This window comes from Acinetobacter sp. YH12086 (assembly GCF_013419345.1).
In the GTDB taxonomy this organism is placed as follows: domain Bacteria; phylum Pseudomonadota; class Gammaproteobacteria; order Pseudomonadales; family Moraxellaceae; genus Acinetobacter; species Acinetobacter amyesii.
In genome coordinates this window covers 312,211-330,010 of record NZ_VPAF01000001.1, presented here as the reverse complement: position 1 = coordinate 330,010, position 17,800 = coordinate 312,211, and the positions used below count along the sequence as shown (strand labels likewise).

Here is a 17,800-nt window from a genome sequence, read left to right as displayed (position 1 = left end):
GCGTTTCTTCTATATATAAAACACGCATAAAATCTACTCATTCTGAACAAGCAATTTATACGCCAAATCTAGTGATTTGGCGTTAATTCCTTCAGTAAACTGTCTAATATGTCATTTATAAATTGAATTCGTTTGTCATATTCTTCGAGCATGACCATCACTTTTAGACGCTGTCCACCTTCCATTCGGAAGAAAGTCGGATGCTTTTGCATCATTTGGATGATGGATATGGCTTGAACTGGTGTATCTGGCGAGAACTCAATACTGCCGCCATGTGAGCTGATATCAATTTTAGTAATACCCAATTGTTCCGCTTTTAAACGCAACTGATGGACAGAGAATAACTGCTTAACTGCTTGTGGTGGTAAGCCAAAACGATCGATCAACTCCATACGAATGTTATCGAGTTTCTCTTGAGTATCCGTATTACTAATGCGTTTGTAGAACAATAACCGTTGATGTACATCACCTAAATAATCATCTGGAATTAAGGCTGGCATATGCATGCTAATTTCAGCCGTTAATGATAATGGTGAGTCAAAATTAGGTGTTTTGCCTTTTTGAATGGCTTTGGTGGCTTTTTCAAGCATTTCCATATATAGACTATAACCGATGGTTTGCATTGAGCCACTTTGCTGTTCACCCAGCAACTCACCTGCACCACGAATTTCTAAGTCTTCTGTAGCCAACATGAAACCCGCACCCAAAGTCGATGCACGTGAAATGGCATCTAGGCGTTTTTCAGCATCACCCTTTAAGCCTTTGAGCGAAGGTACAAGTAAATAGGCGTATGCTTGATGGTGCGATCGACCAACACGACCACGTAATTGGTGCAACTGCGCAAGCCCCAGTTTATCTGCACGTTCAATCAAAATGGTATTGGCGTTTGGCACGTCAATCCCAGTTTCAATAATGGTTGAACACACCAGCACGTTATATTCTTTGTGATAGAACTGTTGCATGATTTGCTCTAGTTCACGCTCACGCATTTGACCATGAGCAACCGCAACACGTGCTTCAGGGACCAATTCCCGTAAGGTTTCTGCCGTACGTTCAATGGTCTCGACTTCGTTGTGTAAGAAATACACTTGTCCACCACGTAGCAATTCACGCAAGATGGCTTCTTTGATCGAATCTCCAGTATGCTCTTGTACAAAGGTTTTCACAGCAAGTCGACGTGCAGGCGGCGTTGCAATAATAGATAGATCACGCATGCCACTAAAAGCCATATTCAGCGTACGTGGAATAGGCGTTGCAGTTAGCGTCAGCATATCAACATCGGCACGTAAGGCTTTAATTCGCTCTTTATCACGCACACCAAAACGGTGTTCTTCATCCACGATCATGAGACCGAGATTTTTAAATTGCACACTTTCCTGCAAGATTTTATGTGTACCAATTACGATATCCACTTTGCCTTCTGCGAGGTCTTCAATGGTTTTAGTATGTGATTTTGATGAACCAAAACGTGAAAGGACTTCAATACGTACAGGCCAGTCCGCAAAACGGTCTTTGAAAGACTCGTAGTGCTGCTGCGCCAACAACGTGGTTGGCACAAGTACAGCCACTTGTTTGTTATTTTGTACTGCCACAAATGCAGCACGCATGGCCACTTCTGTTTTACCAAAACCGACATCACCACAAACCAAGCGATCCATCGGCTTCGCTTGTTGCATGTCATACAGTGTCGCTTCAATAGCATTGGCTTGGTCTAAAGTTTCTTCATAGGCGAAGCCACTTGCAAACTGCATATAGAGGCTCTGATCCAGTTCAAAACCATAACCCGGTTTCGAATGACGACGTGCTTGAATATGCAAAAGTTCTGCCGCCACATCATGGATCTGCTCTAAAGCCTTGCGTTTGGCTTTAGACCATGCATCTGTGCCTAATTTATGTAATGGTGCTAGATCAGGGTCACCACCGCTATATCGGCTAATTAAATGCAGGTTTGTTACAGGGACATACACCTTAGCTGCATCGGCATAATCTAACTGCAAAAACTCATGGTCTTGGTCATCGATACTCAAGGTGATTAAACCTGCATATCGCCCCACACCATAATCAATATGAACCACAGGTGCGCCAATACTTAGCTCGGTTAAACTACGAACAAGAAACTCTTCTGATACTTCCTGTTGGCGTTTACGACGACGTTGAACCACACGGTGTTCATAAAGCTGATTTTCAGAAATTACACTGAGCTTGTCAGTTAGCAATAAACCACGATCTAAGGGCGCATTGGTGATCGCAATCGCATGCATAGAATGCATAAAATCATCAAAACTTTCGACCGTTGGGATATCACCCAAACTTGGACGCAATGCATCTTTTAAAGTTTCACGTCGACCAGCGCTTTCAGCCACTAAAAGCACTGGATAATTTGCCGCATCGATATATTGCTTAACAGCAGAAAATGGCTTTTCACGTTTTGGATCGACAGGTAAACGGGGTGGAATCTCAGCTGCAAGATTGATCACGCCATTGCGTTCATCAAAAGCCTCAGGCGAAGCCACGATACGACGGCAGAGATTTAATTGTTCTAACACTTGATTTGGTTGTAGGAAAATCTGCTCTGGCGGCAAAATCGGTTGGTCGACATTATGACGCCGGTCTTCATAGCGACGCACAATATCCGACCAAAACTGAATCAATGTATCATCTATGGCTCTGTCTGTAATGACAATGCCATTCTCAGGTAAGTACGAAAACAGGGTACTTTGCTCTCGCATGGCTTGTTCAGAGAAGAACAACGGAAAATAAAACTCAATACCCGGTGAAGCTATACCATCTTGTACATCTTGATAAATTGGGTTTTTCTTTGGATTTGCTGTCGGAAAATTTTCCGCATATCGATCACGAAACAGTGAACGCGCTTCTTTTAATGGAAATTCTTTTGCAGGTAAAACCGTGAAATGATCTAAATTTTGGGTGGTTCGCTGAGTTTCAGGATCAAAGAATTTGAGGGTATCGATTTCATCATCAAATAAGTCAATACGAATCGGTGAACTTTGTCCCGAAGCGTAAATATCCATGATGCTGCCGCGTACTGCAAATTCACCATGATCATAAACGGTATCCACCAAGTGATAGCCCGCTTGTACTAATCTTAATTTTTGTTGTTCTATATCAAATTTTTGACCCACTTTAATATCAAAGTGTTCACCTAATACCCAAGACGCAGGCGCAACTCGCTGCGCCAAGGTTGTTGCCGAAACCAACAACACACCTTGCTGTGGCATATTGGACAAAATCGCCAAGCGCTCAGAAACGATGTCTTGATGTGGCGACAGCCGGTCATAAGGTAAAATTTCCCAATCTGGGAAAATAGTCGGCTTAATTCCGTAAAATTCCAGCTCACTTTCTAACTGCCCGAGATGCTGATTATTACGTGCTACAATCACAAACAACTGTTTCGATTGTTTGCTAATTTCTTTAAATAATAATGCAGCAGATGAGCCTTGTAAGTTTCCGACCCACCGCTTTTCGCCAGCTTTGAGCTGTTTAAGATTGAGTTGTGAAATTTCTTGCTGGAACATGATGTAAATAGCTTTTAATGTTTTAATCACTTAGTGATCATATTAACACGATGCTTTTTACATTCCGAGATTTAAGCAACTATATACAGTGTTTTAACCAATATGGATTTGCGTTTGTATTTTCTATTGATGAGTACCATTAACGCACCCATCAAACTCAAACACTGCAGTCCATTCACTTACTTACGATCACGGATGAATTGACGATAATAATCATTCAATAGTTTGACATAGAGTTTAAACTGCAACAGATTTTCTTCAGTATTGCCTAATCGTGCAACAAAGCGTTGACTTGCAATTTCCAAGTCTATTTTTTCATTGATAATCATTGCAGTTGCATAGAGCTGTTTTAAATCATCGAAATTTGTCATTTTTCTATTCGACAGATATTCCATACGTTCAGACAATGTATTTAAAACTACGCCTTCAATGATATAGCCCTGTGTTTCATCATATTGAATGTGGTGTTGTTCTAAGTAAAGTTGCTCAGGCGACTCTTTAGCGCCTTTGAATAAATCGACTAACTTATTAAACATCTGACTATCTACAACATGATAAAAAACCTATTGTACTTCGATTACATCCTTTTTTGGGCAAGTTAAAGTATTTCTGACTTTATCTATGCGCTAAATTTTTCATCCAAACCTTCATGACTATATATAGAACTATAATTACGATCTTAAGCAAATATAGCGTTTTATTTTCAACCCAATACTTTCTTTTAGAAACCTAAAACATCACTGCCATCAGATTAGTTTTCTAGATTTACCACTAATTTCTTCAAATAAAAAACGAAGGATTAACCTTCGTCATTTACTCATCATGGGGCTATTTAAAAGTCTTAAATAAGCATTTAACTCACTTGAGCGAGTGGCATACTAAATGGTGTCACTTCAGAAACTAAATTTTCAATCGAGAAAATTTCATCCAATTGACTTTCAGTTAACAGCTCTTGCTCTAAAACCACTTGGCGAATGGTTTTATTTTCGGCAATACATTGCTTACCGATTTCATCACATTTTGCATGACCTAAATATGGATCGAGTAAGGTCACGATTCCTACACTACGCATCACAGCATCAAAACACGCTTGCTCATTTGCCTGAATCCCTTGAATACATTTGCTGTCTAATGTTTTTACGGCATTCACCAAAAGCTCAATCGATTCATTCATGGACAATGCAATGACCGGCTCCATGACATTTAATTGTAATTGCCCTGCTTCTGCAGCCAAAGTAATGGTTAAATCATTACCCATCACTCGAAATGCAATTTGGTTGACCACTTCTGGGATCACTGGATTAACCTTTGCAGGCATGATCGACGAACCTGCTTGTAACTCAGGTAAACGAATTTCCGCTAAACCTGTTCGTGGCCCCGAACTTAAAAGACGTAAGTCATTACAAATTTTAGAAAGTTTGACAGCTAAACGTTTTAAGCAGCTTGATAATAAAATAAATACGCCACAATCGCTGGTTGCTTCGACATAGTCTTCTGCACCTTGCAATTTTAGACCGGTCAAATGAGCTAGATTTTCAACGGCCTTCGCTGCATAACCCGCAGGAGAATTCACGCCAGTGCCAATTGCCGTCGCACCTAAATTAATTTCCAATAGAAGCTGTCGATTTTGCTCAATCAACTTCAAATCTTCTTTTAATAATGTTGCAAATGCTCGGAACTCTTGCCCCAAAGTCATCGGAACAGCATCTTGTAACTGTGTACGCCCCATTTTGATGACATGTTTAAACTCATCGGCTTTAATATGTAAGCTTCCAATTAGCTGATTTAAAACCACAAATAAAGCATCAAAAGCGCTAAATGTTGCTAGACGCAGCGCTGTTGGATAGACATCATTGGTGGATTGTGACTTATTAACATGATCGTTTGGATGAATCCGTTGATAACTGCCTTTAGCATCTCCGAGCGACTCAAGGGCAATATTGGCAATGACTTCATTGGCATTCATGTTAATAGAAGTGCCTGCTCCACCTTGATAAATATCAATTGGAAATGAATCCGACCATTGTTCTGGATGATCAATCAATGCATCACACGCCTGCTGAATCGCTTGGCGAATATCATCTTGTATTAAGTTAAATTGATAATTGGTTTCTGCTGACGCTTTTTTTACCTGAGCAATAGCGCGTACAAAGTTTAAATTTTGTCCGACATGCTGCTTTGATATTTGAAAGTTTTCGATGGCACGCAATGTGTGTATGCCGTAATAACATGACTGCGGGACTGCCTTATCCCCCAGTAAATCATGCTCTATTCTCGTTTTTTCCATTTGAACCGTTGTCACTGCGCATTCCCTCTAATTACGCACCAAGACTGTGCATACCTCATATTCGACCTGTTCAAATCATCTCACTACAGATGATGTGATGCACATTTGCAACCAAATATTTCAAATGCACATTTCTTGTTCAATATGTAACATTGTGTAATTTTTACATATTTTCATTAGTTCTCTTTTTGTGATGAAAAGTCTTAGGTAGATTTACTTAACAAAATTTAAATTCCCTTCAGGACAACATTTCAGCAGTACAATAAAAAATTCGATTTGTAATAAGAAAAAATAGTGTTTACACAAAATATACATAAAATATGCTTAAAGGTTACAGAGTGTAATTTTTAAATCGTGCTTGAATCTGCGACTTACGACAGAAGTACAAATTTTCATCTAGGACAGAGATGATTTGCTTTCATTAAGGACGAACCGCCTATGAGCCATTTAAACCCGACATTAGTCACCTTTATTTTTTATATTCTTGCAATGCTTGCCATTGGTTTGTATGCCTACAGAGCTACGCATAACTTTGACGAATACATTTTAGGTGGACGAAGTTTAGGAAGTGTTGTGACCGCACTTTCAGCAGGTGCATCCGACATGAGTGGTTGGCTACTCATGGGTCTCCCTGGTGCAATTTATCTATCTGGTCTTTCTGAAGCTTGGATTGCAATCGGCTTAATTATCGGTGCTTGGTTGAACTGGCTGATCGTTGCCGGACGCTTGCGTGTTCATACCGAATATCAAAATAATGCCCTGACCCTGCCCGATTATTTCACAAGCCGTTTTGCAGACCGTAAAAAGATTTTACGTATCATTTCAGCTGTAGTGATTTTAGTTTTCTTTGCGATTTACTGTGCTTCTGGCATGGTGGCTGGCGCACGACTTTTCGAAAGTTTATTCGGTTGGAACTACACAACAGCACTGTGGATTGGTGCCATTGCAACCATCAGCTATGTCTGTATTGGTGGATTCTTAGCGATCAGTTGGACCGATACTTTCCAAGCGGGTCTGATGATCTTTGCACTGCTGATCACACCGATCATCGCCTACCTTGCTTTAGGTGATAACAGTCAAAATCTTGCTGCTATTTTGGAAACAGCTCGTCCGCAAGCTTCTAATTTATTTGAAGGTTTAAGTACAGTTGCGATTTTATCCAGCATGGCATGGGGCTTAGGCTATTTTGGTCAGCCGCATATTTTGGTTCGCTTTATGGCAGCCGATTCTGTTAAATCCATTCCGAATGCACGACGCATTGGTATGACATGGATGATCCTGTGTCTAGGCGGTGCTGTAGCAGTGGGTTATATCGGTATTGCTTACTTCCAAGTCCACCCAGAACTGGCAAGTGTCGTTAATGCCAACCCTGAAACGGTATTTATGGAGTTGACTAAAATTCTATTCAATCCGTGGATTGCTGGGATTATTTTAGCCGCAATTTTAGCTGCGGTGATGAGCACACTTAGCTGTCAGTTATTGGTGTGTTCAACAACCTTGACGGAAGATTTGTACAAAGGATTTATTCGTAAAAACGCATCGCAAAAAGAATTGGTTTGGATTGGACGTGCGATGGTTTTGGCAATTGCCGTATTTGCAATCACCTTTGCAATGAACCCTGCAAGTAAAGTTTTAGGCTTAGTGGCTTATGCATGGGCAGGTTTCGGTGCTGCATTTGGCCCACTGATTATTCTTTCATTGCTGTGGAAACGTATGACGCTTAACGGAGCAATCATTGGCATGATCGTGGGTGCTGTGACTGTCATCGTGTGGAAAAACTACTTAGGCCACCTTGGTTTATACGAAATCATTCCAGGCTTTATTTTCTCTGCGATCAGTATCGTTGTGGTGAGCTTATTGGGCAAAGCACCAGAGGCGGATGTGGTTGAACGCTTTGAAAAAGCCGAAGCGCAATATCAAAAAGAAATGTCTGAAATCTAAAATTTTTGACACTAAAAAAGGGGCTAAATGCCCCTTTTTAGTACTCAATTATTGATGATTAGCTACTTCGGCCGAGCCGCAGGTTTCAGTTTAATTTGCATACTTTCTTTAATTACTTCCATCACAGGATAACTACGCGTTTCCTTGATACCAGGTAATTGCCAAAGCACCTGCCCTGAAATTTTTCTAAATTCTTCCATGTTTGCACAGCGTATTTTCACTACAAAATCAAAACCACCACTGATCATGTGACATTCTACGATTTCTGGAATTTGACGTACTGCATCCGAAAAATCTTCCAATACATTGGGCGTGGTTTTATCTAGTAAAATCTCCACAAAAACCACAAATCCATTGTTGAGTAAGACCGGATTTAAACGTGCTTCATAGCCTAAAATAAAGCCCTCTTTCGATAATTTTTGCACACGTGCCAACGCCGCAGTGGGTGATAAATTCACCATTTCCGCAAGCTTAATATTGGACAATTTTCCGTCTTCTTGCAACAGCTCTAAAATTCGAATATCTATACGGTCTAAGCTCAAATATGGGCTAGTCATCTGAATTTTTCTCTAAATATTATTAAAACTATAGTGAGTTATTCGCTAAATATTCTGTGATGATAAATTAAATAAAGGATCAAGCTCAAGATTTATTTGCTCGTCATAGAACTTTGACACGGAAAATTGAAATATGAATGGAAAAGTATTTGAAGTCACGGGAAGCGATGACTACATCACTGAATTTAAAGACAAGAATAGCTTTGAACAATCGATTAATACAGCATGGCGTCGTGCTGAAACTGAGTGCATTGAAAACTTATTAGCACACAGTGAAATCCCTTCCCCGATCAGCGATCAAATTCAACAATTGGCTTTTGACTTAGCCCATTCATTACGTGAACGTAAAAGCGGTACAGGTAAAGCAGGCATTGTGCAAGGCTTGCTACAAGAGTTTTCATTGTCTTCTCAGGAAGGCATCGCGCTCATGTGTTTAGCTGAAGCGCTACTCCGTATTCCAGACAAAGCAACACGTGATTTACTGATCAAAGATAAAATCAACCAAGGTAACTGGAAAGATCATGTTGGCCAAAGTAGCCTCATGTTCGTAAATGCTGCTGCTTGGGGCTTAATGCTGACGGGCAAACTGATGGAAACCCCTCAACAAAAAAGTCTGTCTAGCCTACTGACCGGTATTTTAGCACGCAGTGGACGTGGCATTATCCGTAAAGCTGTAGACGTGGCTATGCGTATGATGGGCGAACAGTTTGTTACAGGTGAAACCATCAATGAAGCGCTTAAACATGCAGAAATTTTAGAAGACAAAGGCTTCCGTTATTCATATGACATGTTAGGTGAAGCAGCATTAACTGAACCTGATGCTGAACGATATTATCAAGACTATACCGATGCGATCCACGCGATTGGTCAAGCTTCTGAAGGTAAGGATGTTTATAACGGAGCAGGCATTTCGATCAAATTATCTGCCCTACACCCGCGCTATCAACGTTCACAGATCGACCGTGTGCATAACGAACTTTATGGCAAAGTGCTTGAACTTGCAGTATTAGCCAAGCATTACAATATTGGTCTAAACATTGATGCTGAAGAAACTGACCGCCTAGAAATTTCTTTGGAACTACTTGAGCGCCTGTGTTTTGAGCCTAAATTAGCGGACTGGAAAGGTATTGGATTTGTGATTCAAGCCTACCAAAAGCGCTGTTTCTATGTGGTCGACCATATTATTGACCTCGCTAAGCGTAGCCAAAAACGTTTAATGATCCGCTTAGTGAAAGGTGCATACTGGGACAGCGAAATTAAGAAAGCGCAAATTGAAGGTATGAGTGACTATCCTGTATTTACGCGCAAAGTTCATACCGACCTGTCTTATATTGCATGTGCTAAAAAACTTTTAGCAGCGCCTGAGCAAATTTATCCTCAGTTTGCAACACACAATGCGCAAACCGTTGCTACGATCTACCAATTAGCACAGCCAGAGCTTTACTATCCAGGCCAGTATGAATTTCAGTGCCTTCACGGTATGGGTGAACCCCTCTATGAACAAGTGGTGGGTTCGAAGTCTGATAACAAACTGGGTGTGCCTTGTCGTATTTATGCACCAGTGGGTAACCATGAAACCTTATTGGCCTATTTGGTTCGACGTTTACTGGAAAATGGTGCGAATACCTCTTTCGTCAACCGTATTGCAGATAAAAATTTAAAAATTGAAGATTTAATTGAAAATCCAAGACAGACGATATTAGCGACGGCTGAAAAAGAAGGTATCACTGGAGCTAAGCATCCTTCTATCCCATTTCCGCAAGATTTGTATGGCACAGAACGTCGCAACTCAAAAGGACTCGATTTAGCCAATGATCGCGACTTATCTCAGCTCAATACCACGGCAGTACAGCATGCACATACCCAGTGGCATGCTAGTGCAATGGGCGCTAATTTAGAAGAAATTCATACTGCAAGTATCAACATTACAAACCCTGCAAACCGTAGTGATGTGGTCGGCAGTGTCAGTGAAGCTAGTCTAGAGCAAGCGGAAATCGCTCTCAATAATGCTGTAAATGCCCAAGCTTCATGGAAAACTTTAGCCAAAGATCAGCGTGCAGCATACTTAAACCGTGCGGCAGATTTGATGGAAGCACAATTGCAATCTCTCATGGTGTTGTTGTCACGTGAAAGTGGTAAAACTTATGCCAATGCTATTGCTGAAGTCCGTGAAGCTGTAGATTTTCTACGTTATTATGCAGCTCAAATGATTGATCTAGCAGAAAATACGCAAATTGAACCCCTAGGTACTGTGCTGTGCATTAGCCCATGGAACTTCCCGCTTGCTATTTTCACAGGTCAAATTGCTGCAGCCTTGGTTGCAGGTAATACCGTGATTGCCAAGCCTGCTGAACAAACGCCACTGATTGCTGCTCAAGCTGTACATATTTTATGGGAAGCAGGTGTTCCCTTCGATGTATTGCAACTCCTTCCTGGCCGTGGCGAAACCATTGGTGCCAAACTCAGCGCGGACTCACGTGTCCAAGGCATCATGTTTACAGGCTCCACTGAAGTCGCACGTATCTTGCAAAAAACCGTGGCACAGCGCTTAAACCAATTTGGCGAAAGTGTGGTTTTGATTGCTGAAACTGGCGGTCAGAATGCCATGATTGTTGACTCATCTGCATTGACAGAACAAGTGGTATTAGATGTCGTTAACTCTGCCTATGACAGTGCAGGCCAACGCTGTTCTGCCCTACGTATTCTCTGTGTACAAGAAGATAATGTGGACGTTGTCCGTACCATGTTACAAGGTGCGATGAAGCAACTTCGTGTCGGAAATCCTGCACTTTTAGCAACTGACATTGGCCCAGTGATCGACCTTGAAGCACAGCAAAATATTGAAAAACATATTGAGAAGATGCGTAGCAAAGGCTATCCAGTACATCAAATCATGTTTAATGTTGATGGCAATTCCTTAAGTACGGGAACTTTCGTTGCACCAACTTTGATTGAACTGCCAAATTTAAATGATTTAGAACGCGAAGTTTTTGGGCCAGTATTGCATTTAATTACCTACAAATATGGTGAGATTGAAAACCTATTAACACAAATTAATGCCAAAGGTTATGGTTTAACCATGGGCTTGCATACACGTATTGATGACACGATTCAAAAAGTCATCGGTCATGCAGAAGTCGGCAACCTGTACATTAACCGTAATATTGTAGGTGCTGTGGTCGGTGTACAACCTTTTGGTGGCGAAGGCTTATCAGGTACAGGTCCAAAAGCGGGCGGTCCTTTATATCTTTACCGTTTAATGCATCAAATTTCTGAGAAAAAATTGGCTACACCTTATGCTGCTCAGGCAGAAACACAAGCTGCACACTTCCCTGCATATGAAGCTTTTAACGCTTGGGCGAAGCAGCATTTTTCAGGCATTGCGATTCAAACACCACAGGCCATAGCCGCAGGACAAAGTTTTGAACTGCAAGGACCAACCGGTGAAAACAACCAATATGCCATTTTGGCACGTAAGGGTGTGCTTTCATTAGCTAATAATGATGCAGATCAACTGAATCAAATTGCTGCGATTTTATCGGTGGGTAGTCAGCCTGTTGTACTTGCAGACAATACTTTTGTGTTGAAACACTTAAATAGCATGCCAAAAATCCTCGTAGACCAATTTAAAGTGATCACGGATCTTTATCATGGCAATTTTGATGCGGTTTTACACCATGGTGAACAAGCTGAGTTATTAAAGATTCAACAGGTTATCGCTTCTCGTGAAGGTGCAATTATTGGCATTACGCATTTAGCTTCAGGCCAATATGACATCCCTGTAGAACGTTTCGTGATTGAACGGGCAATCAGTGTCAATACAGCGGCAGCCGGTGGTAATGCCAGCTTAATGACAATGAATTAAACACTGAATTGAACTCCAACTAATCAGTTCCTCACTTAGCTCAATCTTTATGAATGTTCCATAAAGATTGAGCGTTTTTTTAACTACCCCTAGATAAATATTCTGTTTAGCGCATTCAGACTCATTTTCTCGACAGATAAATACAGCCAAAAGTGGAATTAATTTAGTCTTATAATGTGAATTTTGCTAACATGACTTTTTTTAATATGTTTGCGATTTTTTACTGCATATGACTTCAACTTATCAGCAACAACTTGATGCCAAAGTTGCCCGCATTACGGCTCAATTTTCAGAATACAACCCTCCCTCTTTAGAAGTTTTTCCTTCTGCTGAACAAAACTTTCGTATGCGAGCGGAATTCCGAATTTGGCATACTGAAAATGATATGTTCTATGCAATGTTTGAACGCAATGCAGACAATGAAAAACAAGTTGTCGAAATTAAAGATTTCCCGATTGCAGATAAAAGCATTAATGATTTAATGCCCGTATTATTAAATGAACTCAAGGCACAAGAGATCTTATCTAGCCGATTATTTGAAGTTCATTTCTTAGCAACGCTGAAAGGTGAAATGCTGGTTTCATTGGTTTACCGCTGCCCGCTCAATGCTGAATGGGAAGTTGCTGCCAAAGCGCTGTCTGAAAAGCTCAATATCAAGATTTATGGTCGTAGTCGTGGTCAGCGCGTGATTTTAACTGATGACTATGTGGTTGAAGAACTCCAAGTATTTGACCGTAAATATCAGTATAAACAAATTGAAAGTAGCTTCACACAGCCAAATGCCGGCGTATGTCAAAAAATGCTGGAATGGGCGTGTCAGGTTGCGGATCACTCAGACAAAGACTTACTTGAGCTCTACTGTGGTAATGGTAATTTCACGCTGCCTCTTTCAACACGCTTTAATCGCGTTTTGGCAACAGAATTAGCCAAGTCTTCAGTCTATGCAGCACAGTGGAATATTGAGCAAAATGGCATTAATAATATCCAAGTGGCTCGTCTATCAGCTGAAGAGTTTACCCAAGCCTACAATGCTGAACGTACATTCCGCCGCCTTGAAGAAGCTGAAATTGAAATTTCAAGCTATAACTTCGATACGGTATTTGTCGATCCACCGCGTGCAGGCATCGATGATGAAACACTAAAACTGTTGCAACGTTTTGAACGCATTATCTATATTTCATGCAACCCAGATACTTTGCATGACAATCTTAAACTGCTTTCACAAACGCATAAAATCAGCAAATTCGCCTTGTTTGATCAATTCCCTTATACACACCATGTAGAGTCTGGTGTGTTTCTTGAGAAGATTTAAACAAATTATTTCAAGTCATGTTATTGTCATAAAAGGAGCTTTCTAAAAGCTCCTTTTTTATATACCAAAAAAGCTTTATTTTCTCGCCACATGCGGTGTAATGGATGCCTTTTTATATCAATTAGGCAAAGATTCTAAAAGTCCAATCGAAAAAATGATCATTCAACTGGCTAAAATATCACTTTAGTAGTCTTGCTTTATTTATTGGATTGGTTATATTTCGTCCTATGTTAGGTCGCAAATGAAGGCTCTATGAGTTTTTGGCATAAGTTGTTCGCTAAAGAACAGCAAAACGGGCATAAGAATCAAATTGCCTGTGTTGAAAATGATTGCTCTTGTAAAACCAATGAACAGCTTATTGCTGCTCTTACAAAGGCAACGGATGAAGATGTTATCCTCGGTATTAAAAAAGTACTCGCTTCGCGCGGTTATAGCCGTAAGGAATTAAATGAAATCCAGCATCTACCTCTACAGTAGAGTCTGAACATTCAATGTTCAAACAAGGCATTCTGTTTTACAGAGTGCCTTGTTTTTTTGTCTAATCAAAAATATGCCGCTTATTTACAGAACGGGTTTTGTGGATCGGCCACCTCTATTTACAGACCTTATGCTATGCTCCAAGGCAACTCAGTGATGTCTAATTTTTAAACATACGACAATAAAACCTAATATTGCATCAAATAAAAAGCAGATAACCACTAAACTGGATTGATATAAAAACTAAAGGAATGAACATGAATAAATTAACAATTTGCCTAATCGCCTGCTGTATACTTAGTCTAAGTGCTTGTAGCCAAATCCCCCAAGAATGCGAAGAATCCTGGGATAAACTCGAAGCCTTGTCGAAACAAATGGGCTTAAACGAAGAACAAATCAAAGAACAGAAAAAACAGTTTGAAGAAAGTATTAAAAAACAATCTAAAGAACAAGCCATTCAAATGTGCCAAACCCAAAGTACCTTTTTAGGTTTAGTCGGCAAATAAACAGTAGTTTCTATCAATCTAAACACTGTACAGATGAAACCCGATTATTCGGGCTTTTATTGTTTGCATTGAGATGCTGTTGTATACGCTACAATTGGCCCTAAAGGTTTCAAACTTGAATCATGTCTATTCAATGCTTGAATATCTGCACTAGACACAGATCCATCTAAATACAAGGCATTGTTAATCGATAATTGCTGCTTAAAATATTGTGCAAATGCATAAAACGACACGCCTTCACGACTGATCACAAAATACAACTTCCCGTTCTTGATCCCCACGCCATTGCGGATTTTCAATGAATCTGACTGTGGGATAAAGTTTGGATTGATTTTTCCATCTACCACCAGCATTGGACCTGACTGCGTTGCATAACGTGCCTTAAAATCTGTGGAAGCATATTTTTGTGTAGTTAATATCACCGCTTGCTTGTCATTCCATGCCAGAACACCATTCGGCTGAATTAAAAAATTACCAAAGCCTCGTGTTGCACGATTCAAGGCTTTTTTCTGCAGCCCATTTTCAACGTAAAGACCAACAGGCGCTAAGTCTGCATGATACATCCCTGCATTCATTGCGAAGTTCATCGTATTACACTTACGCGCTAATGACTGCTTTAAACGCTGTAGGTCTCGATATGGCTGCTGCTCTGCATCATATAAATAGAGCTCTAGTTTACTCAAATCCGAAATTTCAACCACATCCACTGCAATGGGCTGACTGACACGTTTCGCTTGAATATTGGCATAGGAAATAGTCGGTGAGAAAATCAGACCGAGCAGCATCATAAAGCGCATTTTTTTAAACATTGAGGTTGATTGAAGACCAAGCATGACCCTATCCATAGTGCACGTTAAAAATCGAACAAATTTTAGCTAAATCATCGCTAAAATAGTCGATTAATTCACAGATTAAAAGTAGACTAATCTTTAAAAATAATTCGGATTTAAAGTAGGACTGGTAAATTCATGCACGTGCAGAAAGATGGTTTTCCTCTTGGAACACATCTGATTGTTAAACACTTCGGTTATAGCCATCATGGCATATATGCCGGCCGCGGTAGAGTCATTCACTACTCTGGTTTTGCACACCTTTTCAAAAAACATCCAATTGAAATGACTTCTATCGAAAATTTCAGCCACGGCAAAAAAATTATCGTTCAGTCATATAGCAATCCAAAATTTAAAGGTCGTAAAGTGGTGCGTCGTATGCGCTCTCGCATGCATGAAAACAACTATCATCTGATTATTAATAACTGTGAACACTTATGCACATGGGCTATTACCGGCGTTGAAAGTAGTCCTCAAGTGTTCCGTATGATGAACCGACTCACCACGATTGGCTATGTCAGTTCTCTGATGAGTTTTATGAGCAGTATGATGCTGACCGTGACCACCACTTGCTTTGCACTGGTGTTCTATATCAAAAAGAAACTGCGCGAAAAAGCCAAAATGCAAATGCCGGTTTATACCTATTTAAAGCGTGAAGAACATAAAAATCGTTAATTCACTGCAGCAGCATTGAACCGTGGCTTTATCAAATTTCAATACATCAGCACATTGCTTAGAAATACTGCGCTAATACACAAGCTTTTCCTTACGGCGTATCAGATGTCATGCTTAATTTTGGTCACTCTTCACATTGCTAAAAGTTCGCATTGCTAAAAGGTGGAAATTTATCTTCAACCAAATTGCTTTGCAGGCCATGTTCTAAATAAATTTTGGCTGCATCCAAAACCGTTGTAAAACCACCTGTACTATCGATAATAAAATCAATTAATGCCTGACCTTGCAGAGGAATCTTTGAATTTTTGATACGAACGTAGGTTTCCATCGGGCTAATCTGCTCAAAAATAAAATCGACTTGAGTTTTTGGTTCTCCCCACTGTATTTGAATTAATTTGTTTTCCTTAATACTCAGCACGTCTACATCGGCGACTGCATTATATTTCTGCCAAGTCCATTGCACGGTTTTACCTTCTTCTAGATAGCCACTCGATGCACTAAACCAAAAATGCTGTGTTATTAAAGGATCAACAAAAGCATTAAATACGATATTGATGGACTTACGAATTAACATCTGGGTTTCAATCACGACACTCATCAGCATTCCTACAGTATTTTAATTTTATTCAGTGATAGCACAGAGCACTGATCATTGCCTACCACTGAATTGTTATTGCCCTATTCTGCTGTATGTTCTGAAATAAATGCTGATGTCACTAGCGTTGGATTTTTCTCTGCAAATTGCCCATTCCAATACGGATAGTATGGATAAGGTGGATACACTGCACTGACTGCGTCTAATCGGGCTAACTGCTCTACGCTTAATGACCATTCCTTCGCCGCAAGGTTATCCGACAGTTGCTGTTCATTACGTGCGCCTATCAAAATACTAGACACAGTCGGTCTGGTTTTCAGCCAATTCAATGCAATCTGCGGGATAGAGTGCCCTGTTTCCATGGCAATTTCTTGCATTACATCTAACACTGCAAATAACTTTTCATGTCGAACTGGCGGTGCGAATTGTGCTGTTTCATGCAGCCGACTTTGCTTTGGAATCGCATGCTCACGATCAAATTTTCCTGTTAATCTCCCCCAGCCCAGCGGACTCCAAACCACTGCACCAATCTGTTGATCATGCTGCGCAGGCATCAACTCCCATTCATAGTCACGTCCAATCAAAGAATAATAGACTTGATGCACACTTAGCTTTTCATAGCCATGCTGTTGGGCAATCGACTGTGCTTTCATAAGCTGCCAGCCTGAAAAATTCGATGCACCGATATAGCGAACTTTTCCACTACGTACCAAGTCATCTAAACTGCGCATCAGCTGCTCAAGTGGCGTCGTGCTATCAAACTGATGCAGCTGCAGCACATCAATATAATCTGTGCCTAACCGTTTTAAACTCGCCTCCACGGCTTGTATTAAATAACTTCTAGAATATCCACCTTGATTGATTCCATCATTCAATCGAATACCCACTTTGCTGGAAATAATCACCTCTTGGCGTTTTGATTGAAGTAATGCACCGAGCATCTGCTCAGAGGCACCATTTGAATAAGCATCTGCGGTATCGAAATAATTCACGCCTTGATCAATACAGAGATCAATCATCCGTTGGGCATCATTTAAACTCGATTGCCCCCATGCAGAGAAAATAGGGCCTTGCCCGCCAAATGTACCTGCACCAAAGCCGAACTCTGAAACTTGTAAGCCAGATTGCCCTAGATTGTGATAGTTCATGGTGATTTCCTGTGTTTGATTTATACACAGAATAGGCACAGATATTTATCAGAAAAACCCTGAATATCAAG

General features: G+C 40.5%; 13 protein-coding genes. 6 read left to right on the top strand and 7 right to left on the bottom strand.

All coding sequences use genetic code 11. The annotated features are described in order from the left end of the window. Positions 1 to 68: 68 nt before the first annotated feature. From mfd to aspA, 3 genes are all read right to left on the bottom strand, one after another. Positions 69 to 3,536: a transcription-repair coupling factor gene (mfd, locus tag FTU29_RS01640; protein WP_180120353.1), complete on the bottom strand. Its 3,468-nt coding sequence runs from the start codon at positions 3,534 to 3,536 to the stop codon at positions 69 to 71. Between the two features lie 179 nt (positions 3,537 to 3,715). Then, positions 3,716 to 4,072, bottom strand: coding sequence for a hypothetical protein (locus tag FTU29_RS01635; RefSeq protein WP_078193486.1), 357 nt, complete (start codon positions 4,070 to 4,072; stop codon positions 3,716 to 3,718). Between the two features lie 317 nt (positions 4,073 to 4,389). After that, positions 4,390 to 5,838: an aspartate ammonia-lyase gene (aspA, locus tag FTU29_RS01630; RefSeq protein ID WP_171319157.1), complete on the bottom strand. Its 1,449-nt coding sequence runs from the start codon at positions 5,836 to 5,838 to the stop codon at positions 4,390 to 4,392. A gap of 423 nt (positions 5,839 to 6,261) precedes the next feature. Between aspA and putP the strand changes: the two genes are divergently transcribed. Continuing rightward, the gene (gene putP, locus FTU29_RS01625) at positions 6,262 to 7,764 is read left to right on the top strand and encodes a sodium/proline symporter PutP (RefSeq protein ID WP_078193488.1); all 1,503 of its coding nucleotides are present in this window, start codon (positions 6,262 to 6,264) and stop codon (positions 7,762 to 7,764) included. 62 nt (positions 7,765 to 7,826) lie between these two features. Here the strand turns inward: putP and FTU29_RS01620 are convergent, their stop codons facing one another. Further along, entirely contained in the window at positions 7,827 to 8,321 is a 495-nt protein-coding gene (locus FTU29_RS01620) for an Lrp/AsnC ligand binding domain-containing protein (protein ID WP_078188676.1), read from the bottom strand. A gap of 133 nt (positions 8,322 to 8,454) precedes the next feature. On the opposite strand from FTU29_RS01620, the gene putA reads away from it, so the two are divergent. From putA to FTU29_RS01600, 4 genes are all read left to right on the top strand, one after another. Then, positions 8,455 to 12,186 (top strand): trifunctional transcriptional regulator/proline dehydrogenase/L-glutamate gamma-semialdehyde dehydrogenase, encoded by a 3,732-nt coding sequence (gene putA / locus FTU29_RS01615; RefSeq protein ID WP_180119979.1) that lies wholly within the window; start codon positions 8,455 to 8,457, stop codon positions 12,184 to 12,186. Between the two features lie 229 nt (positions 12,187 to 12,415). Continuing rightward, complete coding sequence (gene trmA / locus FTU29_RS01610; protein WP_180119977.1) at positions 12,416 to 13,498, top strand: tRNA (uridine(54)-C5)-methyltransferase TrmA; 1,083 nt, start codon at positions 12,416 to 12,418, stop codon at positions 13,496 to 13,498. A gap of 252 nt (positions 13,499 to 13,750) precedes the next feature. After that, positions 13,751 to 13,975, top strand: coding sequence for a hypothetical protein (locus FTU29_RS01605; RefSeq protein ID WP_078188679.1), 225 nt, complete (start codon positions 13,751 to 13,753; stop codon positions 13,973 to 13,975). Between the two features lie 257 nt (positions 13,976 to 14,232). Next, positions 14,233 to 14,481, top strand: coding sequence for a hypothetical protein (locus FTU29_RS01600; RefSeq protein WP_180119975.1), 249 nt, complete (start codon positions 14,233 to 14,235; stop codon positions 14,479 to 14,481). Positions 14,482 to 14,537: 56 nt separating this feature from the next. Here FTU29_RS01600 and FTU29_RS01595 read toward each other — a convergent pair whose 3' ends face one another. Continuing rightward, on the bottom strand, positions 14,538 to 15,314 hold the full coding sequence (locus FTU29_RS01595; protein WP_257223090.1) for a phosphodiester glycosidase family protein: 777 nt from the start codon (positions 15,312 to 15,314) through the stop codon (positions 14,538 to 14,540). 135 nt (positions 15,315 to 15,449) lie between these two features. Between FTU29_RS01595 and FTU29_RS01590 the strand changes: the two genes are divergently transcribed. Beyond that, the gene (locus tag FTU29_RS01590; protein ID WP_111883727.1) at positions 15,450 to 15,986 is read left to right on the top strand and encodes a lecithin retinol acyltransferase family protein; all 537 of its coding nucleotides are present in this window, start codon (positions 15,450 to 15,452) and stop codon (positions 15,984 to 15,986) included. Positions 15,987 to 16,125: 139 nt separating this feature from the next. Here the strand turns inward: FTU29_RS01590 and FTU29_RS01585 are convergent, their stop codons facing one another. Both FTU29_RS01585 and FTU29_RS01580 read right to left on the bottom strand, forming a co-directional pair. After that, positions 16,126 to 16,584: an SRPBCC domain-containing protein gene (locus FTU29_RS01585; RefSeq protein ID WP_372491103.1), complete on the bottom strand. Its 459-nt coding sequence runs from the start codon at positions 16,582 to 16,584 to the stop codon at positions 16,126 to 16,128. Positions 16,585 to 16,664: 80 nt separating this feature from the next. Further along, the gene (locus FTU29_RS01580; RefSeq protein WP_180119973.1) at positions 16,665 to 17,729 is read right to left on the bottom strand and encodes an aldo/keto reductase; all 1,065 of its coding nucleotides are present in this window, start codon (positions 17,727 to 17,729) and stop codon (positions 16,665 to 16,667) included. Positions 17,730 to 17,800: the final 71 nt, after the last annotated feature.